Source organism: Actinomadura sp. 3N407, from assembly GCF_052245875.1.
Classification (GTDB): Bacteria; Actinomycetota; Actinomycetes; order Streptosporangiales; family Streptosporangiaceae; genus Spirillospora.
Genome location: NZ_JBQQBP010000006.1, coordinates 485,504 through 505,496, shown reverse-complemented (window position 1 = coordinate 505,496; position 19,993 = coordinate 485,504). Strand labels below are relative to the sequence as shown.

Here is a 19,993-nt window from a genome sequence, read left to right as displayed (position 1 = left end):
CCCCTTTCTGGGTGGGTGGTTTTGTTTTTGGGGTTGTTTAGGTGGGTGGTGGGCTTGCTGGGGTGTCCTGGCTGTGGAACGCAATGACGTTCTGCCTCGGAAGGGTTTCGCGGCGCGCTGGCCCTGTGGGACGGGCCGGTGCTCGCCGGGCTCGACCGGCTCGTCATCGCCGCGGGCGCACTCCGGTGGGAGGAGCTGCGGCTGACCGCCGTCGAGGAGGCCGCGCAGGTGGAACTGGCGCTCGGCCGCCACCATGAGCTCGTCGGGGAGCTGATGGTGCCGGTGGCGGAGCATCCGTACCGCGAACGGCTGCGGGCGCTTCTGATGGTGGCCCTGGCGCGGCCGGGACGCGAACTGCGGGACGTCCACACGGCCGTCCTGCGCGCGATGACCCCTGAACGGCGGAAGGCCGCCGGGCGCGTGCGGCGCCCTCGGCCTCCGGGGGGAGGTTTCGTCCGCCCGCCTACTCGTCCACCGGTGTGAGCGCATGGCGAGGTCGGCCGCGTTCAGCGGCCGGGAGGTGACCGGCAGCGGGTCGGCGTTCCGGGACGTCGTGCGGCCTGCACTGGACGGACCCGCCCTGCCAGTCGGGTCGTCGCCGCTCCAGTTGCAGCGGACGCCGTGACCCCCGCCACCACGGCCCCGGCCAGCAGCCCGATCTGTTCACGTTCTCTCCGTTCTCTCGGCTGACGCGGGAAACGCTAGGCCGGGCCGTTATCGGGCCCTTATCGCGTTGTTCAACCCGCCGTTTCGCGGGCGCTGGCCGGGTAGATCGGCTGTGCGTGCCTTGGGAGAGGGGGGCTGCGGGCGGCATGGTGACGCTGGTTCTGGCCTATGCCGTCGTGGCGGTCGCCGTCCCCTGGGCGCTGGGACGTCACCGGCGTGCGACGGCGTGCGCCGCGGCGGTGCTCCCGGCGGCGACGGCGGTCTGGGCCGCGACGCGGGCCGGTAGGGACGACCTGACGGAGAAGGTCGCGTGGGCCGCCGATCTCGGGCTCGCGCTCGACTTCCGGCTGGACGCGCTGTCCGTCGTCATGCTGCTGCTGGTCGGCGGTGTGGGCGCCGTCGCGCTGTGCTACGCGGGCTGGTACTTCGAGGGTCCCGAGAGACTGGTGATCGGGACGCTCGTGGCGTTCGCGGGGGCGATGACCGGTCTGGTGCTCGCCGACAACCTGCTCGTCCTCTACGTGTTCTGGGAGCTGACCACGCTCAGCTCCTTCATCCTGATCGGCACGACCCGCCCGGACCGCGCCGAGGACCGGCGCGCGGCGGCCCAGGCGCTGCTGATGACCACCGCGTTCGGGCTGGTCATGCTCGCCGGGTTCGTGGTGCTCGGCCAGACCGCCGGGACCTACCGGATCTCGGCGCTGCTCGCCGACCCGCCGGGCGGCGCCGCGGCGGAGGCGGGCCTGGTGATGGTCCTGCTGGGCGCGTTCGCCAAGTCGGCGCAGATGCCGCTGCACGCGTGGCTGCCCGCCGCGATGGTGGCGCCCACGCCGGTGAGCGCCTACCTGCACGCCGCCGCGATGGTGAAGGCGGGCGTCTACCTGGTGGCGCGGCTGTCGCCCGCGTTCGCCGACACGGGCCTGTGGCGGCCGGCGGTGATCGGCGTGGGGCTCGTGAGCCTGCTCGCCGGCGGTGCCATCGCGCTCCGGCAGGACGACCTGAAAGCGCTGCTCGCCTACGGGACCGTGAGCCAGCTGGGCTTCCTGATGGTCCTCCTCGGGGACGGGACCCGGACGGCGGCGCTGGCGGGGACCGCGCTGCTGCTGGCCCACGGCCTGTTCAAGGCGCCGCTGTTCCTGGCGGCGGGCGTCGTCGAGCACGAGGCCGGGACGCGCCGCGCCGGGGAGCTGTCCGGGATGGGGCGGCGGCTGCCCGTGACGGCGATCGCGGCGACGGCGGCGACCGTGTCCATGATCGGCCTGCCGCCGTTCCTGGGGTTCGTGGCGAAGGAGGCCGCGATCAAGGCGTTCGCCCACGGTGGCCTGGACGCCGTCGTCCTCGCCGGGGTGGTCGCGGGGGCGGCGCTGACCACCGCCTACGGCGCGAGGTTCCTCCACGGCGCCTTCGCCGGCGGCGGGGGCGGCGCGCGGGCGGCGGACCCGTGGGGGATGGTCGTGCCGGTGGCCGTGCCCGCCGCCGCCGGGTTCGCCATGGGCTTCTTCTCCGGCCCGGTGCAGGCGATGGTCGCGCCCTACGCGGACACGCTCGGCCGGGGCACCGGGTACGAACTCGCCCTCTGGCATGGCCTCGGGCTCCCGCTCGCCCTGTCCGCGCTCGCCGTCGCGGGCGGTCTCGGGCTGTTCCTCCTCTTCGGCCGGTCGTATCCGGCCAGGCCGCTGCGGTGGCCCGTCCCCGACGGCCAGCGGGGCTACAACGGCGTGGCCCGCGCGATCCTCGCGGGGGCACACGCGGTCACGAAGCGGGCGCAGGTCGGTTCTCTCCCCGTCTACCTCGGCGTGATCGGGACGGCGGTGCTCGTGGTGCCGGGCGCGGCGCTCACCGTGGGCATGATCCGCGGGACGAGCCCGGACCCCGCGGCGGACGCCCTGCGCGGCTGGGACAACCCGGTTCAGCCCGTCCTGGGCGTGGTCGTGATCGTCTGCGCGCTCGCGGCGCTGCGAGCGCGCCGCAGGCTGTCCGCGGCGCTGCTGCTGTCCGGGGTCGGCTACGCGATCGGCGGGCTCTTCGTGACGTACGGCGGGCCGGATCTCGCGCTCACCCACCTCGTCGTGGAGACGCTCTCGCTGATCACCCTCGTGCTGGTGCTGCGGCGGCTCCCGGAGCGGTTCCCGCCGCGCCGCCGCAAGCGCCCCGCCAGGTTCGCGACCGGCCTGATCAGCCTGTGCCTGGGCGGGTTCGTCGCGACGTTCCTGGTGGTCGCGACGCTGAGCCGCGGCACCCGGCCGGTCGGTCACGGCTACGCCGAACTCGCGGCCGAGGAGGGGACCGACAACGTCGTGAACATGATCCTCGTCGAGACGCGGGCCCTGGACACCCTCGGCGAGATCACGGTGGTGGGCGTTGCCTCGATGGGCGTCATCGGCCTGGTGCTCAGCGGACGCCGCGCGCCGCACCCGTCCGGCGGCGAGGCCGACGCGGGCGAACAGGGAAGGAGACGCTGGCTCGCCACGTCGGGCCGCCCCGCCCTGGGCGGCGCGCCGATGGTGCCGGCGGCGGCCGCGGCGCGCCTGCTCGCCCCGGCGATCCTGGTGTTCTCCATCTACCTGCTCATCGCGGGGCATGGCCGTCCCGGCGGCGGGTTCGTGGGCGGCCTCGTGGCGGCCATGGCGTACGTCCTGCGCTACCTGCCGGGCGGGCGGCGTGAACTGGCGACCGCGCTGCCCGTACGGCCCGGCGTCCTGCTCGGCGGCGGACTGGGGCTGGCGGTCGCCACGGGTGCGGCCGGCTGGACGTTCGGCGGGTTCGCGGACGGGGACTTCCTGAAGAGCGAGATCCTGCACGCCGCACTGCCCGTCGTCGGCGATGTCAAGGTCCCGACCAGCCTGTTCTTCGACGTCGGGGTGTACCTGCTGGTGCTCGGGCTGGTGCTGACGATCCTCTCCACGCTCGGCGCGAGCCTCGACAGGAGCGCCCTGGAGGAGAGCGCCCTGGCTGAGGAGAGCGACACCGAGGAAGGCGACACCGAGGAAGGCGGCGCGGACGAAGGCGGCGCCGCGGAGGGAGCGCGGTCATGACAGGTCCCGCCCTCGTTCTCGTCGTGGCCGTCGCCGTGCTGTTCGCGGCGGGCTTCGACCTGCTGATGCAGCGGTCCCTCATCCGGATCGTGGTCGGCTTCATGCTGCTCGGGCACGGCGCCAACCTGCTCCTGCTGCTGGCGGGCGGGGCCGCCGGGTCGCCGCCCCTGCTCGGCAAGCGGTCCACGCGGCCGATGGCCGACCCGCTGCCGCAGGCGATGGCGCTCACCGCGATCGTCATCACCTTCGGCGTGACGGCGTTCCTGCTGGCCCTGGCGTTCCGCAGCCGGATGCTCCTCGGCGAGGACGAGGTGCGCGACGACGTCGAGGACCACCGGATCTGCGCCGAGCGCCGCCATGAGGCCTGGGCCGGCGGTCCCGACGAGGAGGCCGATCCGCTGGAGGAGGACGCCGAGCACCAGGACGCCGAGCAGGAGGGCGCCGAACGCGGGAACGGCGGGACGGGCGGCGCCGCGTGAACGTCCTCGTCCCGCTGCCGTTCGTGCTGCCGCTGCTCGGCGCCGCGCTCACGATGATCAGCCGGCGCCGGGAGAACTGGCTGCGCGTCCTCGGCCCGCTGGCCGTGGCGGCGGTGCTGGCGGCCGCCGGAGGGCTGCTGGCGGCCGTAGCCGGGGAGGGCGTGATCGCCGTCCAGGTCGGGGGCTGGGCCCCGCCGCTCGGCATCACCCTCGTCGCGGACCGGCTGTCGGCGCTGCTGCTCGTGGTGTCCACCGCCGTGCTGCTCGCGATCATGCTGCATGCCGTGGCGGAGGGCGCCGGCGGCCTCAGCCGGCACGAGCCGGGGGTGTTCTATCCCGCGTATCTCACGCTGACCGCCGGGGTCTGCCTGGTCTTCCTCGCCGGCGACCTGTTCAACCTCTTCGTCGCGTTCGAGATCATGCTGGCGTCGAGCTACGTGCTGATGACGCTCACCCCGACGGCGGAGCGGGTCCGGGCCGGCATGACCTACACCGTGGTCAGCCTCATGTCCTCGATCCTGTTCCTCACCGCGATCGGCCTGACCTACGCGGCGGCGGGCTCGGTGAACCTCGCGGACCTGTCCGGGCGCGTCGCGGACCTGCCCGCGGGCACCCGGACGGCCCTCGGCCTGCTGTTCCTCATGGTGTTCGGGATCAAGGGGGCGATCGCCCCGCTGCACCTGTGGCTGCCCGACAGCTACCCGGCCGCCCTCACCAAGGTCACGGCCGTCTTCGCGGCGCTGCTGACCAAGGCCGCCATCTACGCGCTCATCCGGGTGGAGACGCTGCTGTTCCCCCGCCAGGAGGCGTCGTGGGCCATGCTCGTCCTCGCCGCCGCGACGATGCTCGCCGGCACCCTCGGCGCGCTGACCCACGACGACATCCACCGGGTGTTCTCCTTCGTCCTGGTGGGCCACATCGGCTACATGCTGTTCGGCCTGGGGCTGTTCAGCGTCGCGGGCCTCACCGGCGCGATCCTCTACCTCGTCCACCACATCGTCGTGCAGGCGACGCTGTTCCTGGTCAGCGACCTGATGCAGGGACGCACGGGGGAGACGTCGCTGCGCCGTCTCGGCGGCCTGGCGCGCCTGTCGGCGTTCATCGCCGTGCTGTTCTTCGTTCCCGCGATGAGCGTGAGCGGGATGCCGCCGTCCTCGGGTTTCATCGCCAAGCTCGCGTTGTTCCAGGCGGGCCTCGGCTCAGGGCGCCTCATCGGCTACGCCGTCACCGGGGTGGCGGTGCTGGCGAGCCTCCTCACGCTCATGGCGATGACCCGGATCTGGACGCTCGGGTTCTGGCGTCCCCGCCCGAAGGAGGCCGGCGAGCCCCCCGCCGCCGGGTCCTACACGCGGGGAAGCACCCGGGTGATGGGGATCGTGACGGCCGTCCTGGTCGTCGGCGGCCTGCTCATCGCCGTGCTCGCCGGGCCGCTGTCGTCCTGGAGCCACCGCGCCGCGGCGGACCTCCTGGACCCGACGGCGTACCGGAACGCCGTGCTGGACGGAGGGACGCCGTGAACGACGCCCTCCGCCGCGCCGGCTCCCGCCTGGCCATGGGAGTGTGGCTGCTCGGGATCTGGCTGCTGCTGTGGGGGCGGGTCGACGCCCTCACCGTGATCGGCGGTGGCATCGCCGTCGCCGCCGCGTACGCGGCGAGCCGGCTCCCCGCGGTTCCGCTGGTCAGGCGGATACGGCCGCTGCGCGTCGTCGAGGCCGTCCTGGAGTTCTCCTGGGACCTGCTGGCGTCCAGCGTCGTCATCGGCTGGCACGCGCTGTACCGGCCGGGGCACGTGCGGGGCGCCATCATCGACGTGGAGATGCGGTCCCGCTCGGACCTCATCCTGCTGGCCGTCACGAACAGCATCTCCCTCCGTCCCGGCACCATCCTGATCGACCTGGACGCGGAACGGACCGTCCTGCGCATCCACGCCGTGCCGGTCCGCGGGCCGCAGGAGGCGGACTCGATGCGGGACGGCGTGGTCCGCACCGAGGAGAGGCTGATGCGCGCGTTCGTGACCTGGGAGGACGCACCACCGAAGGAGGACCGATGAACGTCGTCTACGCCGTGACCATGGCGCTGCTGGGTGCCGCGTTCCTGATGACGACCGCGCGGCTGGTGCGCGGCCCCTCCAGTTTCGACCGCATCCTGGCGGTGGACGTCCTGGCCGTCCTGCTGGTCAGCGGCATCGCGGTGCACGCGGCCTACTGGCGCGAACCCGCGCACGCCACGCTCCTGCTGGTCGTGGCGATGCTGGGCTTCGTGGGCTCGGTCAGCGCCGCCCGCCTGGCGGGGGCCCGGAGGGAGCGCCCATGAACGCCGGCGACGTCGTCACCGCCGTCCTGCTGCCCGCGGGCGCCGTCTTCTCCGCCCTCGGCGCCCTCGGCGCCCTGCGGTTCCCGGACCTGCTCACCCGGCTGCACGCCGCGACGAAACCGCAGACGATCGGGCTGCTGCTGATCCTCGCCGGGGTCGCGCCCCAGACCGGTTCCGTCTCGGCCGCCACCCCGCTGATCCTCGTCGCGTTCTTCCAGCTGCTCACCGCACCGGTCACCGCCCAGACGATCGCCGGCGCCGCTTACCGCGCCGGCGTGATCGACCGGACCACCCTCACCGTGGACGATACCGATCAGGGGACCTGAGTCCGGGACCGCCGACGGAGTCCGGCCGACAACGGGGACGCGGTTTCTTTGAGTAATCGCTTCACGGCTTACTGTGATATCTCTATTGTCGGAAAGAGCGAGATGAGCATGCGGAGAATGCCGTCTGGCGCAATCGAAAACCGGCAATGCTTTCCCCCTGGAGGCAACGATGCCCCGCTGTCCCCGTAGCATCGAAGTCCCGAAGACCCCCGTCGAATACTTCGGTACAGAACTGCGCGCATGCCGCGAAGCGGCAGAACTCGGACGTCCACAACTCGCCGCGAAGCTCGGCTACTCACCCCAGTGGATCGGCCTGATAGAGCGCGGTGACAACGCCCCGTCCGAGGACTTCGCGAAGGACTGCGACACGTTCTTCGAGACGAAAGCGGCATTCCACCGAATCTGGGAATGGATCCAGCGTCTCGGGCACCTCCAGATCCTCCCGCCCGGCTTCGCTGAATTCCTCCAGCGTGAGGCCATGGCACGGGTGATCCACAAGTTCGAGGCCATGGCGGTAACGGGCCTTTTCCAGACGCGGGAGTACGCGTACGAGCAACTGAAGGCAGGGAGGACGCCGAAGAAGTCGAAGAGCTGGTGGCGACGAGGCTCTCTCGCCAGGCGATCCTGGAGGGGGAGGACCCCTGCCATGTCGTCGTGGTCTTCGACGAGTACGCCATCAGGAGGCCGGTCGGAGGTCCGGAGGTCATGCGCGGCCAGGTACAGCACCTCATCGATCTGGCCGACCGGATGAACGTCACGCTGCAGATCGTGCCGAGCACCACAGGGGCCTATGCCGGTCTCCCGGGTGCTTTCACGTTGCTCGGATTCGAAGACGACCCTCAAGTCGCCTACGTGGAAGGCCACATGAGCGGTCAGCTGATCGAGCGGGGCGACGCTGTGCGGGCGTATGCGCTAGTTTTCGACTTGATCCGGGGCGTAGCGTTGCCTACCGGCGAGTCCCTGAAGCTACTTCAAGTGATCTTGGAGGACCTATGAGCACCGGTGATCAGTCGCGGGTTCAGTGGCGGAAGAGCAGTCGCAGTACCAACACCGGTGGGGACTGTGTGGAGGTGGCGGGCCTTGCTGCGGAGGTCGGGGTGCGGGACTCCAAGGATCCGGACGGGCCTGAACTCTTTTTCGCGTCCGCCGAATGGCGCGTGTTCGCTCAGCGGGTGAAGAGCGGCGGGCTCGATCTGGGCTGAGCCCACCCGACCCCATCAACACCCTCGGGTGGCGTCGGCGGGGCCCTACTCCTCGGCGACGGCCTCGGCGAGGAGGTCCTCTTCGGTGGCGCCGCGGCGCCAGTAGCCGGTGAAGGTGACGGTGCGGCGGTTCAGGCCGCGTTCGTTCACCAGGTGACGGCGCAGCGCCTTGACGACGGCCGCCTCGCCCGCGATCCAGGCGTAGGCGTCGGCGGGGACGTCGGCGGCCCGGACGGCGTCCAGGAGACCGCCGGGGGAGACCCACGTGATGTTCGCGTCGGCGGCGGTGGGCAGGTTCTGCCGGTCGTCGGGGTGCGGGACGTCGATCCAGACCTGGGCGGACGTCCCGGCGGGCAGCCAGGCGAGGTTCCCGGCGATGGCGGGCAGCGCGGTCAGGTCCCCCGCGATCAGCACCGGGCTCGCGGGCCGCGGGCGGAAGTCGTAGCCGCCGTTGTCGGGACCGGTCGGGCCGAGGATGGTGACGCGGTCACCGGGACGGGCCGCCGCGGCCCAGGTGGCGGCAGGGCCGGAGGAGCCGTCGGTGTGCAGGGCGAAGTCGACGTCGAGTTCGCCGGGACGGCGGTCGCGGACGGTGTAGGAGCGCATGATGCCGCGTTCGGCCGGGTCCAGGGCCCGCCAGTCGGCGAACCAGGTTTCGCCGTCGTTGTTGTCCGGCATGACGGGCGCGTCCTGGTGCGGGTGCGGGAAGAACAGCTTGATGCGCTGGTCGCGCCCGGCGGAGACGAACGCCGTTTCGGCGGAGCCGTTCAGGGACTCGCCGCCGAAGGTGACCCGGACCATGGACGGGCCGAGCCGCTCGGACCGCAGGACGTGCAGGTCGAAGAACGCGTAGGGGTGGGACGGTTTCGTCATCGCGGAGCCTTTCAGTCGGTCTTCTTCGCGGACTGGAGGGACGCGGCGAAGGCTTCGAGGAGCGGCGCGCAGCCCTCGTAGGAGAAGCGGGGCTCGGGCTGCCACGGGACGACCTGGCCGGCCTTCACCGCGGGCAGGTCCTTCCAGGTCGGCTTGGAGCCGAGGTCCCCGGGCCGGAGCGCCTGGGTGCGGGAGTCGAGCATGATGACGTCGGCCTTGTACCGGCCGGCGTTCTCCCAGCTGAGGTTCTCGAAGTAGCCGTTCTGGTCGAGTTTCTCGGGGACGATGAGGTCGACGCCGAGTTGTTTGAGGTAGATGAGGTCGGTGTTCTTGTCCGGGCTGGAGGCGTAGAACAGGTCGGGGCTCGCGGACGCGGCCAGCACCTTCAGGCCCGCGTTGGCCTCGGCCGCCGCGCGCACCGCCTCGGCCGCCTTCTCGAACCGTGCCTGGGCGGCGGTGACCCGGTCGGCCTTCAGGTCGGCGCCGAGCGCGGCGGCGAGGTCGGCGGTCCGCCGGATCGGCTCGGGCAGCGGCACGGCCCCGGCGGCGATGGCGCTGCTGGGCGCCAGCGCGAAGATCTTGTCCTTGCTCTCCGGCGGGACGTAGAACAGTTCGTTCTCGAGGAACATGTTGCTGACGAGGAGGTCGGGGCGGAGCGCGGCGTACTTCTCGATGTTGAACTCGCCGAAGGCGTTGCCGATGATCTCCAGCCGGTCGACGGGCAGGTTCCCGGCCTGCGGGTCGGGCCTGCCGTCCTTGAGCTTCGTCGGGCCGAACACGCCGGCGATCTGCTCGTCGACGCCGAAGTCGTACAGGGCGGCGGCGGTGGCGACGTAGCCGACGACGCGCTCGGGCCGTGCCTTGAGTTCGGCCTTCTCGCCGCGGTCGTCGGTGAACGACCAGGCGCCGCCGGGGGAGGCCGTGCCGGTCCCGCCGTCGCCGCCGCACGCGCCGATGAGGGCGCCGAGGGCGACGGCGCCGCCCGCGCCGAGGAAACCCCGCCGGGAGAGCGCGGCACGGGAGAGGTGACGAGCACCGGTGCTGGACATATCGGACGTTCTCCATGAATCAACTACGGTGGCCCTGGTGCGGGCTTGATCGGGACTTAGGTTAACCTAACCTAAGTTTCTGTCCACCGGTGGGGCCGGTCGCCCGGTCCCCCGGCGCGTCCCCCGGAGCCCGCCAGGTGTTGTCGACCAAGCCCACGCCGGTCACGCCGTCCGCCCCACGGCCATCGGGCGGCAGGCGGGCGACCGGGCTCATCGCCGCGCTGCTGTTCCTGCTCGCCACCGCCGTGCTCAGCCTCGCGGTCGGCGCGAAGCCGCTGTCGCCCGGCCAGGCGTGGGACGGCCTGTTCCACGCCGACTCGGCCGCGTACACGGTCGTCCACGACATGCGCCTCCCGCGCACCCTGCTCGGCCTGCTCGCGGGCGTGGCGCTCGGGCTCGCCGGCGCGGTGATGCAGGCGCTGACCCGCAACCCGCTCGCCGACCCCGGGATCCTCGGCATCAACGCCGGTGCCTCCGCCGCCGTCGTCTCGGCGATCTCCTTCCTCGGCGTCACCTCGTTCACCGGGTTCGTGTGGTTCGCGTTCGCGGGCGCCGGGACGGTCGCGGTGCTGCTCTACGCGGTCGGCGGCGGCCGCGGCGCCACCCCCGCCCGGCTCGCCCTGGCCGGATCCGCGCTGAACGCCGCCCTGTTCTCGTACGTGAACGCGGTCCAGCTCCTCGACACCGCGTCCCTGGACCGGATGCGCTTCTGGACGGTCGGGTCGCTCGCCTCCGCGCAGAACCACACCATCGTGCGCGTCGCGCCGTTCGTCGCCGCCGGGCTGCTGCTGGCGCTGCTGCTGGCCCGTCCCCTGAACGCGATGGCGATGGGCGAGGACGCCGCCCGCGCGCTCGGAGCCGATCCCGGGCGGGCCCGGGTGATCGCGATCATCACGGTCACCCTGCTGTGCGGGGCGGCGACCGCGGCGTGCGGGCCGATCATCTTCGTCGGGCTGATGGTGCCGCACCTCGTCCGCGCCCTGACGGGGTCCGACCTGCGGTGGCTGTTCCCCTACTGCGCGGTCCTCTCGCCGGCCCTGATGCTGGCGGCGGACGTCCTCGGACGCGTGGTCGTGCGTCCCTCCGAGCTCCAGGTCGGGATCGTGATGGTCGTTGCGGGCGGGCCGGTGTTCCTGTACTTCGTCCGGCGCCCGCTCGGCAAGGCGCTCGCCTCATGATCGGGCGTCTCATGGATCGCGGCCCGCGCTTCGCCGTCGTGCGGACGCCCGCCGGGCTCTCCTTCCGCTTCCGCCCGCGCGCCCTGGCCGTCGCGGCCCTCTGCCTGGCGGTGGCGCTCGGGACGGGCGTCCTCCTCATCGGCACCGGCGACTTCCCGATGAGCCCCGCCGAGGTCGTCCGCACGCTCGCCGGGCAGGGCTCGCCCGCCGACTCGCTCATCGTGAACCGGATCCGGCTGCCGCGCGTCGCGGCCGGGCTCGCGGTGGGCGCGGCGCTCGGGCTGGCGGGGGCGATCTTCCAGTCGCTCGTCCGGAACCCGCTCGGCAGCCCCGACATCCTCGGCTTCAGCCAGGGCGCGGCGACCGGCGTCCTCGCCGTGGTCGTGCTGACCGGCGGCGGCGCCGTCGCGGTCGCCTCGGGCGCGGCGGCCGGCGGGCTGGCGACCGGGCTGGTCGTGTACGCGGTGGCGGGACGGGGCGGCGCCCACGGCCAGCGGCTCATCCTCGTCGGCATCGGCGTCGCCGCGATCCTCACCGGCGTGAACGGCTACCTGCTCACCCAGGCGAACATCATCGACGCCGCCCGCGCCGTCCTGTGGCTGACCGGCAGCCTGGACGGCCGCGACTGGGCGGACGCAGCGCCCGTGCTCGCCGGGCTCGCCGTCCTCGGGCCGCTCGTGCTCGTCGGCTGCGGCCGGGCGCTGCGGATGCTGGAGATGGGCGACGACGCGGCGAACGGCCTCGGCGTCCCCATCGAGCGGGTGCGGCTGATCATGCTGGCCGCCGCGGTGCTGCTCACCTCGCTGGCCGCGGCGGCGGCCGGCCCGGTCGCGTTCGTCGCGCTGACGGCGCCGCAGCTCGCCCGTCGGCTGACCCGCACGACCGGGCCCAACCTGCTGCCCGCGATGTGCATGGGCGCGGCGCTGCTGGTGGCCGCCGACTGGGCGGCGCAGCGCGCCTTCCCCGGGCACCAGCTCCCGGTCGGCGTGGTGACCGGGCTCCTCGGCGGCGGATACCTGGTCTGGCTCCTCGTGACCCAACGCAAGACGGGACGTATTTGATGACGAATGGACACCCGCGGCTCGCCGGTACCGGGCTCACCCTCGGCTACGACAAGCGCACCATCACCGAGAACCTCGACGTGGTCGTCCCGGACAGATCGTTCACCGTGATCGTGGGCCCGAACGCGTGCGGCAAGTCGACGCTGCTGCGGGCACTGGCGCGGATCCTCAGACCGTCCGCCGGGACCGTCGTCCTGGACGGCGAGCCCATCGCGGGCTGGCCCGCCAAGAAGCTGGCGCGGACGCTCGGGCTGCTGCCGCAGTCGTCGATCGCGCCCGAGGGCATCACGGTGGCCGACCTGGTCTCCCGCGGCCGGTACCCGCACCAGAGCCTGCTGCGGCAGTGGTCGAAGGAGGACGAGCGGGTCGTGGCCGGGTCGATGGCCTCGACCGGCGTCCAGGACCTCGCCGACCGGGCGGTGGACGAGCTGTCGGGCGGGCAGCGGCAGCGCGTCTGGATCGCGATGGCGCTCGCCCAGCAGACCCCGATCCTCCTGCTCGACGAGCCGACGACCTACCTCGACATCGCCCACCAGATCGAGGTCCTCGACCTGTGCGCCCGGCTGCACGAGGAGGGCCGCACGGTCGTCGCCGTCCTGCACGACCTCAACCACGCCGCCCGGTACGCCACCCACATGATCGCCATGCGGGACGGCCGGATCGTCGCGGAGGGCGAGCCGTCCTCGGTGGTCACCGGGGAGCTGGTCGAGGAGGTCTTCCGGCTCCCGTGCCGGGTGATCGACTGCCCCGAGACCGGGACGCCGCTGGTCGTCCCGGCCGCGCGCACCCGCCCCCTCACCGAGGCCCTCTCACGTTGACCCGCGGCGCGTCCGCCCTTGAAGGACGCCTCATAAGGGCGACGCGCCGCAGGTCAACGAAGGGGGCCGGCTACTTGCCGGCCGGGACCCTGTACGCCTCGGCCTCCTTGGACGCGGTGGCCTCCCGCTCGACGACCATGCCGCCGAGCGCCTCGGCGTCCGTCCGCAGGATGTAGGTCCTGCGGGTGCCCGGCTCGTCCACCTTCGAGAAGTCCATCGGCGTCCCGTAGCCGCCGTCGTAGGCGGTCGTGGACCGGTGCGCCCTGATCACGCCGTCCCGGGTGAGGTCCTTGGCCTCGCACGCCTTCTTCAGCGCGTCCGCGAAGATCACCGCGCTGGTGTGGCCGTTGACGACCGCGCTGTCCAGCGGCTGCCCCGGGTACTTCTTCGCGTAGTCGTCCGCCAGCTTCTTCACCGGCGCCAGGTCGGACGAGATCGGCGCGCCGGCGGTGGCGAGGTAGAAGCCCTTCAGCAGCGCCGGCGCCGCCGGGGTCTTCAGCAGCTGCGGGGAGAAGCCGGAGTTGCTCGCCACGATCGGCGCCATCAGACCCTTGGACCGGGCGACGCCCGCGAGCGACGCCGACTGCTTGGGGCCGGCGCTCATCAGGATCGCCGTCACCCCGGCGCGCTGCAACGCCGAGACCTGCGCGGTCATGTCGTTGTCGGTCGCCTTGATCTTCTGCTCGACGATCGTCAGGCCGAGCTCGCCGGCCGCGTACTTCGACCCGGCGAGCGCGCTCTCGCCGTAGTCGCCCTCGAAGTACACGTGCCCGACCTTGTCGCCCTTCTCGATCCCCTTCTCCTTGGCCAGGAAGTCGAGGGCGTTGATCATGTCGACGTCGTAGGTGGTGCCGGTGACCTGGATGTACTGGTTGCCGAGCAGCGTCGTCGCCCACGCGTTCGGGATGACGAACATCTTGTCGGCCGTGATGCGGTCGTCGAGCGCCGTCACCATCGGCGACCCGACGAACTGCGCGAGGCCGATGACGCTCGACTTCAGCTCGCTGTAGGCGGCCACCGCCTTCTGCACGTCGTAGCCGTGGTCGCGGACGACGAGCTCGACCGTTCGCCCGCAGATGCCGCCCTGCGCGTTCACCTGCTCGAAGTACATCTGCTGCGCCTGGGTGAGGCTCTTGCCGAGCGGCGCGTACACCCCGGTCATGTCGGTCTCGACACCGACGCTGATCTTCTTGTCGGTGACGCCGGTGCCCTGCTTCACACCGTCGGCACCGGTCGCCCCCGTGCCGCCGGTCGTCTTCTTGCTGCAGCCGGACGCCATGCTCAGCGGCAGTGCCAGCGCCAGGGCGGCGACCGCCGTGACGCGCGCCATTCGCTTCATGCGGGTTGCTCCTCTTTCTCGAGTCGGGTGAGGGGTCGGGCGGCCCGGCGGCGCGCGGCCGCGGCGCGCAGCCACGGCCATATCCCGGCCAGGCCGCGGGGAAGGAACAGGACGACGGCGACGACGGCGGCGCCGTACAGGATCCGGGCCGCCTCGGCGGGGGAGACCCCGCCCGAGCCCGGGGTGGCGACGAGCGGCAGGTCGTCGCCGAAGCGGGTGAGGAGCTGCGGCAGGACGGAGACGAACACCGCCCCCGCGACGGCCCCGGCGACGCTGCCGAGCCCGCCGATGACGATCATGGCGAGATAGTCGAGGGCCAGGAACATCCCGAAGTAGTCCGGGACCGTCCGCTGGAACGCCAGCGCCAGCAGCCCGCCGGCCGCGCCCGCGTACATCGACGACAGCACGAACACGCCGGCCCGGTAACGCGCCACCGGCACCCCCATGACGGCCGCCGCCACCTCGTGGTCGCGGATCGTGTTCATCGCCCGTCCCGGCCGGCCGCGCAGGACGCCGCGCGCGATCCACGCCGCCGGGACCAGCAGCGCGAGGCCGAGGAACCACAGCCGTTCCACCGCGCCCAGCGGCACGTTGAACAGCACCACCCCGGGGGAGTCGTCGAACCGGAACCCGGCGATCTCCAGCGGCGGGACGTCGCGTCCGTTGAAGCCGCCGGTGACGCTCTCGGCGTTGAACAGCACATGCTGGCCGATGAAGATCAGCGCGAGGGAGGCGATGCCGAGGTAGACGCCGCGCAGCCGTCCGGCGATGGGGCTGAACAGCCCGCCCGCGACGCCGGCGAGGACCACCGCGCCGACGAACGCCAGCGGCGTCGGCAGCCCGAGGCCCACCATGCCGTCCTCGGAGCCGGACGCCAGGTACACGTACCCGTAGGCGCCGACGGCGAGGAAGAACGCGTGCCCCATCGACAGCTGGCCGGTGGACCCGGTCAGCAGGTTCAGGCCGATCGCGCCGATCGCCGCGGACATCGCGAACAGGCCCGTCAGGAGCCAGAACGCGTCCAGATAGAAGGGCGGCAGGAGCAGGACCAGGATGCCCGCGGCGGTGAACCACCTCCGCCGCGGCCCGGAGAGGCGGAGGAAGGACGGACGCTCAGACACGCGACAGCTCCCTCGTCCCGAACAGCCCGGCGGGGCGGACCAGCAGCACGGCGAGCATCACCAGGAACGGCGCCACGCCGCCGATGCCGCGGCCCAGGAACGTCAGGTCGCCCTGGTAGCCGGTCACGAGCGACTCGGTGAGCCCGACGATGAGACCGCCGACCAGCGCCCCGGTCGTGGAGTCGAGCCCGCCGAGGATCGCGGCGGGGAACGCCTTCATCGCGGCGAACGAGGTGCCGCGGTCCAGCCCCGGTGTGGGGAACACCGTCAGGAACAGCGCCGCGACGGCCGCCAGCGCGCCCGCGATCGCCCACGCGGCCAGCGAGACCCGCGTCAGCCGGATGCCCATCAGCGACGCCGTCTCGCCGTCCTCGGCCGCCGCCCGCATCGCCACGCCCCACGACGTGAAGCGGAACGCCAGCAGGAATGCCGCGATGATGACCGCGGCGACGACGAACGCGGCGATGCGCGTCTGGGCGATGCCCACCCCGCCCACGTACACGACCCGGTTCTGCCACGGGTCGCCGAGCGAGAGGACCTGCGTGCCGATCCGCCGCGTCAGCTCCGTCGTCATCACGATGTCGACGCCGATCGTGACGATCGCTAGCACCGCGTGGTTCTCCACCCGCGCGCGCCGCAGCACCAGCACCTCGATCAGGACGCCCGCGGCCGCCGCCGCGGCGATGCCCGCGGCCAGGGCCGGCAGGAAGCCGATGTCGTCGTGCAGCACGGCCGTCACGAAGCCGCCGGCCAGCAGCAGCGACGCGTGCGCGAAGTTGACCACCTCGGTGGCCTTGAAGATGATCACGAAGCCGAGGGCGATGAGCGCGTACACCGCTCCCGCCGAGACCCCGTTGACCACCAGCTCGATGAACGTGCTCAAGGATTTCCTTCCGAGTCCGCGTGGGAGGGCGCCGCCGGGACGTGCGCGGCGCCGAGATAGGCGCGGATCACGGCCGGGTCGCGCTGCACCCGCGCCGGGTCGCCGCCCGCGATGCGCCTGCCGAAGTCCAGGACGGTGACCTCGTCGGCCAGCCGCATGACCATCCCCATGTCGTGCTCGACCAGCAGGATCGAGACCCCGAGGTCGGCGCGGGCGCGGGCGATGACCTCGGCCATCCGGCGCCGCTCACCGCCGTTCATCCCGGCGACCGGCTCGTCCAGGAGCAGCAGCCGGGGTTCCATCGCCAGCGCGCGGGCCAGCTCCACCCGCTTCTGGACGCCGTAGGGCAGCATCCCGACGGGTGCGCCGAGATGCTCGTCCACGCCCACGAACCGGGCGATGTCGCGTACCCGTGCCCGGTGCCGCGCGTCCTCGCGGCGCGCCCGCGGCGTCCGCAGGCCCGCGGACGCGAACCCGGCGCGGGTGAGGCGGTGCCGCCCCAGCATCAGGTTGTCCTCGGTGGACTGGTACCGCGACAGCGCGATGTTCTGGAACGTGCGGGCGACGCCCAGGGCCGCGATCCGGTGCGGGGCCAGCGAGGTCAGCTCCGCCCCGCCGAACCGGACGCTGCCCTCGCTCGCCCGGTACACGCCGGACAGGACGTTGAAGCACGTCGACTTCCCGGCACCGTTCGGCCCGATGATCGCGTGGACGCTGCCGGGCGCGACCGTGAAGCCGACGTCGTCCAGCGCCGTCAGCCCGGCGAACCGAACCGTGAGCCCACTGACCACCAGCTCGCTCGTATCGCTCACCCCGTCCACCTCTCCAGCGCCGGCGGCGGAACGTCCTTGCCGGGGTCGCCCTCCTCGTCGCCGGCGATCTCCTCGCCGACGCCGAGGTAGCGGCGCCTCACCTCGTCGCTTCCGGCCAGCTCGGCGGACGGGCCGTGCAGGGCGACCGCGCCGACCTCCATCACGTGCGCGTGCGACGACAGTTCCAGCGCCAGCGCGGCGTTCTGCTCGATCAGCAGGATCGCCGTGCCCTGCAGGTTGATCTCCCGGACGGTGTCGGCGATCCGCTCGGCCATCAGCGGCGCGAGGCCGAGCGTCGGCTCGTCCAGCAGCAGCATCGACGGGCACGCCATGAGGGCCCGCCCGATCGCGAGCATCTGCTGTTCCCCGCCCGACAGCAGCCCGGCCCGCTGCCGTGCCCGCTCCGTCAGCACCGGGAACAGCTCCAGCACCCGCCCGTGCGCCTTCGCGGCCTCCGACCGGCTGGGCGCGCCGAGCGCGCCCGCCCGCAGGTTCTCCTCGACGCTGAGCCGGCCGAACACCCGCCGCCCCTCGGGCACCTGCACCACCCCGGCCGCCACGACGGTGGCCGGATGCAGACCGATCAGCGACCGGTCGCCCAGCCGCACGGTGCCCGCGTCCACCGCGCCGCGGTGGAACGGGAGCGTCCCCGAGATCGCCCGGAGAAGCGTCGACTTGCCCGCCCCGTTCGCGCCGAGCACCGCCGTCACAGAGCCCGCCGGGACGTCCAGCGACACCCCGCGCAGGGCCCGCACGGCCCGGCCGTAGCTCACCGACAGATCACGGACCGCGAGGGTCCCGTTCGCCATGCACGCCTCCACAATCTCGTGTGGCTGGCACCCCAACACGGGCCGTCGACCTGCGTCCATGGGGCGCGGGCAAGACGTGGCGGGCGTCCAATCGAACGCCGTTCGGGTTGTGTGGCGAGCACAGTGGAGGGCCGCCCGGCGGGAGGATCCGGGCGGCGTTTCGCCCTCCTCGTTGTGCGCGGTGAGCGATTGTTCAGGGGCACTGCCGCTCACCCGGGACGGCGAGCGGGGCATGCGTCGACAATCCCGGGAGCCCGGTCCGCATGCGGAGCGGGCCGGCGCCTCGGCAGAGTGACCGGCTGCGGTCGTTCAGCAGGCTCTCAGGGAGTGGCCGAACCGAGGTGGCGTTCCACCGACTCGACCTTGGCGTCGAGGGCGCCCGTCACGCCGGGCCGGATGTCGGCCTTGACGACCAGGCCCACGCGCGGCGCACGCGCCGCGACGGCGTCGGTGGCGGCCTTCACCACGGCCATCACCTCGTCCCACTCGCCCTCGATCGTGGTGAACATCGCGTCGGTGCGGTTGGGCAGGCCGCTTTCGCGCACGACCCGGACCGCCTCCGCGACGAGTTCACCGACCTCCTCGCCCGCGCCGAGCGGGGTCACCGAGAACGCGACGAGCATCGTGCACCTCCCATGGTCAGGGCTGCAGGACCTGCCGTACCACGATCTCATCCAGGCGCCGCTCGACGATGGCGCCCACCGGCCAGTCGCGCACCAGGCACCGCAGCAGCGCCGCCTCGTGCTCGGCGAACGCCGGGTCGCAGCCCTGCTGCTCGAGGCTGGACCTGATCGCCAGCACGTAGTCGTCGCTCGTGAACCCCGGCACGTCCCTGACCATCGCGGTCGTCGTGGCGCGGTGGGAGTTGAGCCCGGCGAACGACCGGCCGCATCCGCAGCCGCCGTCCGGATCGTCTCGGTCGCGGGCGCACACCATCCCGATGTGGACCAGCTCTCCTTCGACGCACCAGTCGAAGTCGTTGTCGCGGAATCCCTGGCTGGAGTTGGTGGCGGTGAGCAGCTTCAAGGCCATACCCCCTCGGCGCGTCCGTGGACCAGCCCACCGTACGACGAGGGTCTGACGTAACGTCGGGACCATGAGCGAAGACAACGACGTCCTGCTCCACCGCGACGGGGCGTTCACCACGATCACGATGAACCGGCCGCGCCGCCGCAACGCGCTGTCCCGCACGTTCCTCCTCGCGTTGACCGACGCGTTCCGCGAGGCCGGCGGCAGCGACGCCCGCGGTGTGATCCTCGCCGCGAACGGCCCGGTCTTCTCCGCCGGCCACGACTTCGCCGACATGGCGGGGGCGTCCCACGCCGATGTCCGCGACCTTCTCCAGGTGTGCGCCGAGCTGATGCGGACGATCCAGTCCGTCCCGCAGGTGGTGGTCGCCCGGGTGCACGGTCTCGCCACCGCCGCCGGCTGCCAGCTCGTGGCGAGCTGCGACCTGGCCGTCGCCGCCGAGAGCGCCGGTTTCGCCGCGCCGGGCGGCAAGGGCGGCTGGTTCTGCCACACGCCGCTCGTGGCGATCGCCCACAACATCGGACGCAAGCGCGCCGCGGAGATGGCCCTCACGGGGGAGGTCTTCGACGCCGCCACCGCCGCCGACTGGGGCCTGATCAACTACGCGGTGCCCGACGACGAGCTGGACAAGGCCGCCCACGAGCTGCTGCTGCGCGCCACCCAGGGCAGCCCGCGCAGCAAGGCCCTCGGCAAGCAGGCCATGTACGCGCAGCTAGACCGTCCCGAGCAGGACGCCTACGCCTACGCGATCGAGGTGATGGCCGCCTCCAGCCAGACCCCCGAGGCCCAGGAGGGCATGACCGCCTTTCTGGAAAAGCGCCACCCCACCTGGCCCGCCTGACACCCCGCGATCGGTCCTGTGGGGCATTTCCAAGGAGCGGCGAGCCACCGACAGCGACCTCCCACCCCCAGTTGGTGAGGGGTGTGGGGGCGGAGCCCACATCATCGAGGATGGAGCGGCGAGCCGCCGACGACCTGCACGCTGACAAGAACCCGAGCC

Annotated in this window: 21 protein-coding genes and 2 pseudogenes; 14 read left to right on the top strand and 9 right to left on the bottom strand. The window is 72.5% G+C overall.

Annotated elements, in window-relative coordinates:
• Positions 1 to 102: 102 nt before the first annotated feature.
• From ACTWPP_RS18815 to ACTWPP_RS18770, 10 genes and pseudogenes are all read left to right on the top strand, one after another.
• A pseudogene (locus ACTWPP_RS18815) lies at positions 103 to 483 on the top strand (BTAD domain-containing putative transcriptional regulator); the annotation flags it as partial.
• Positions 484 to 487: 4 nt separating this feature from the next.
• Entirely contained in the window at positions 488 to 625 is a 138-nt protein-coding gene (locus tag ACTWPP_RS18810; RefSeq protein WP_443105568.1) for a hypothetical protein, read from the top strand.
• Positions 626 to 812: 187 nt separating this feature from the next.
• Entirely contained in the window at positions 813 to 3,701 is a 2,889-nt protein-coding gene (mbhE, locus tag ACTWPP_RS18805) for a hydrogen gas-evolving membrane-bound hydrogenase subunit E (protein ID WP_443105567.1), read from the top strand.
• Positions 3,698 to 4,180: a Na(+)/H(+) antiporter subunit C gene (locus ACTWPP_RS18800; protein ID WP_443105566.1), complete on the top strand. Its 483-nt coding sequence runs from the start codon at positions 3,698 to 3,700 to the stop codon at positions 4,178 to 4,180. The genes mbhE and ACTWPP_RS18800 overlap by 4 nt, the downstream gene beginning before the upstream one ends.
• Complete coding sequence (locus ACTWPP_RS18795; protein WP_443105565.1) at positions 4,177 to 5,697, top strand: Na+/H+ antiporter subunit D; 1,521 nt, start codon at positions 4,177 to 4,179, stop codon at positions 5,695 to 5,697. The genes ACTWPP_RS18800 and ACTWPP_RS18795 overlap by 4 nt, the downstream gene beginning before the upstream one ends.
• Positions 5,694 to 6,230 carry a Na+/H+ antiporter subunit E gene (locus ACTWPP_RS18790; protein WP_443105564.1) on the top strand — a complete coding sequence of 179 codons (537 nt, stop codon included), beginning with the start codon at positions 5,694 to 5,696 and terminating at the stop codon, positions 6,228 to 6,230. Before ACTWPP_RS18795 ends, ACTWPP_RS18790 begins: the two co-directional genes overlap by 4 nt.
• Positions 6,227 to 6,493: a monovalent cation/H+ antiporter complex subunit F gene (locus ACTWPP_RS18785; protein WP_443105563.1), complete on the top strand. Its 267-nt coding sequence runs from the start codon at positions 6,227 to 6,229 to the stop codon at positions 6,491 to 6,493. The genes ACTWPP_RS18790 and ACTWPP_RS18785 overlap by 4 nt, the downstream gene beginning before the upstream one ends.
• Positions 6,490 to 6,819, top strand: coding sequence for a monovalent cation/H(+) antiporter subunit G (mnhG, locus tag ACTWPP_RS18780; RefSeq protein WP_443105562.1), 330 nt, complete (start codon positions 6,490 to 6,492; stop codon positions 6,817 to 6,819). Before ACTWPP_RS18785 ends, mnhG begins: the two co-directional genes overlap by 4 nt.
• Before the next feature lie 169 nt (positions 6,820 to 6,988).
• A pseudogene (locus ACTWPP_RS18775) lies at positions 6,989 to 7,815 on the top strand (helix-turn-helix domain-containing protein).
• Positions 7,812 to 8,021, top strand: a complete 210-nt coding sequence (locus tag ACTWPP_RS18770; protein ID WP_443105561.1) for a DUF397 domain-containing protein — start codon at positions 7,812 to 7,814, stop codon at positions 8,019 to 8,021. Before ACTWPP_RS18775 ends, ACTWPP_RS18770 begins: the two are co-directional and overlap by 4 nt.
• A 45-nt stretch (positions 8,022 to 8,066) precedes the next feature.
• Here ACTWPP_RS18770 and ACTWPP_RS18765 read toward each other — a convergent pair whose 3' ends face one another.
• The gene (locus tag ACTWPP_RS18765) at positions 8,067 to 8,894 is read right to left on the bottom strand and encodes a siderophore-interacting protein (protein WP_443105560.1); all 828 of its coding nucleotides are present in this window, start codon (positions 8,892 to 8,894) and stop codon (positions 8,067 to 8,069) included.
• An 11-nt stretch (positions 8,895 to 8,905) separates the two neighbouring features.
• On the bottom strand, positions 8,906 to 9,943 hold the full coding sequence (locus ACTWPP_RS18760; RefSeq protein WP_443105559.1) for an ABC transporter substrate-binding protein: 1,038 nt from the start codon (positions 9,941 to 9,943) through the stop codon (positions 8,906 to 8,908).
• A gap of 89 nt (positions 9,944 to 10,032) precedes the next feature.
• Here ACTWPP_RS18760 and ACTWPP_RS18755 point away from each other — a divergent pair, with 89 nt between their 5' ends.
• From ACTWPP_RS18755 to ACTWPP_RS18745, 3 genes are read left to right on the top strand one after another with little or no spacing between them, the layout of a single operon-like run.
• Positions 10,033 to 11,121: a FecCD family ABC transporter permease gene (locus tag ACTWPP_RS18755; protein WP_443105558.1), complete on the top strand. Its 1,089-nt coding sequence runs from the start codon at positions 10,033 to 10,035 to the stop codon at positions 11,119 to 11,121.
• Positions 11,118 to 12,182, top strand: a complete 1,065-nt coding sequence (locus ACTWPP_RS18750; RefSeq protein ID WP_443105557.1) for a FecCD family ABC transporter permease — start codon at positions 11,118 to 11,120, stop codon at positions 12,180 to 12,182. The genes ACTWPP_RS18755 and ACTWPP_RS18750 overlap by 4 nt, the downstream gene beginning before the upstream one ends.
• Positions 12,182 to 13,000: an ABC transporter ATP-binding protein gene (locus ACTWPP_RS18745; RefSeq protein ID WP_443105556.1), complete on the top strand. Its 819-nt coding sequence runs from the start codon at positions 12,182 to 12,184 to the stop codon at positions 12,998 to 13,000. The genes ACTWPP_RS18750 and ACTWPP_RS18745 overlap by 1 nt, the downstream gene beginning before the upstream one ends.
• Before the next feature lie 70 nt (positions 13,001 to 13,070).
• Here the strand turns inward: ACTWPP_RS18745 and ACTWPP_RS18740 are convergent, their stop codons facing one another.
• The 7 genes from ACTWPP_RS18740 to ACTWPP_RS18710 all read right to left on the bottom strand — a co-directional run bounded on the left by ACTWPP_RS18740 (position 13,071) and on the right by ACTWPP_RS18710 (position 18,996).
• The gene (locus ACTWPP_RS18740; RefSeq protein WP_443105555.1) at positions 13,071 to 14,339 is read right to left on the bottom strand and encodes an ABC transporter substrate-binding protein; all 1,269 of its coding nucleotides are present in this window, start codon (positions 14,337 to 14,339) and stop codon (positions 13,071 to 13,073) included.
• Positions 14,336 to 15,460 (bottom strand): branched-chain amino acid ABC transporter permease, encoded by a 1,125-nt coding sequence (locus ACTWPP_RS18735; protein ID WP_443105554.1) that lies wholly within the window; start codon positions 15,458 to 15,460, stop codon positions 14,336 to 14,338. Before ACTWPP_RS18735 ends, ACTWPP_RS18740 begins: the two co-directional genes overlap by 4 nt.
• Complete coding sequence (locus ACTWPP_RS18730; protein WP_443105553.1) at positions 15,453 to 16,343, bottom strand: branched-chain amino acid ABC transporter permease; 891 nt, start codon at positions 16,341 to 16,343, stop codon at positions 15,453 to 15,455. The genes ACTWPP_RS18735 and ACTWPP_RS18730 overlap by 8 nt, the downstream gene beginning before the upstream one ends.
• The gene (locus ACTWPP_RS18725; protein ID WP_443105552.1) at positions 16,340 to 17,155 is read right to left on the bottom strand and encodes an ABC transporter ATP-binding protein; all 816 of its coding nucleotides are present in this window, start codon (positions 17,153 to 17,155) and stop codon (positions 16,340 to 16,342) included. The genes ACTWPP_RS18730 and ACTWPP_RS18725 overlap by 4 nt, the downstream gene beginning before the upstream one ends.
• The gene (locus ACTWPP_RS18720; protein WP_443105551.1) at positions 17,152 to 17,964 is read right to left on the bottom strand and encodes an ABC transporter ATP-binding protein; all 813 of its coding nucleotides are present in this window, start codon (positions 17,962 to 17,964) and stop codon (positions 17,152 to 17,154) included. The genes ACTWPP_RS18725 and ACTWPP_RS18720 overlap by 4 nt, the downstream gene beginning before the upstream one ends.
• Positions 17,965 to 18,284: 320 nt before the next feature.
• Entirely contained in the window at positions 18,285 to 18,587 is a 303-nt protein-coding gene (locus ACTWPP_RS18715; RefSeq protein WP_443105550.1) for an MTH1187 family thiamine-binding protein, read from the bottom strand.
• 16 nt (positions 18,588 to 18,603) lie between these two features.
• A complete protein-coding gene (locus tag ACTWPP_RS18710; RefSeq protein WP_443105549.1) occupies positions 18,604 to 18,996 on the bottom strand; it encodes a DUF7715 family protein in 393 nt (130 codons plus the stop codon).
• Positions 18,997 to 19,060: 64 nt separating this feature from the next.
• Here ACTWPP_RS18710 and ACTWPP_RS18705 point away from each other — a divergent pair, with 64 nt between their 5' ends.
• A complete protein-coding gene (locus ACTWPP_RS18705; protein ID WP_443105548.1) occupies positions 19,061 to 19,834 on the top strand; it encodes an enoyl-CoA hydratase-related protein in 774 nt (257 codons plus the stop codon).
• Positions 19,835 to 19,993 lie beyond the last annotated feature (159 nt).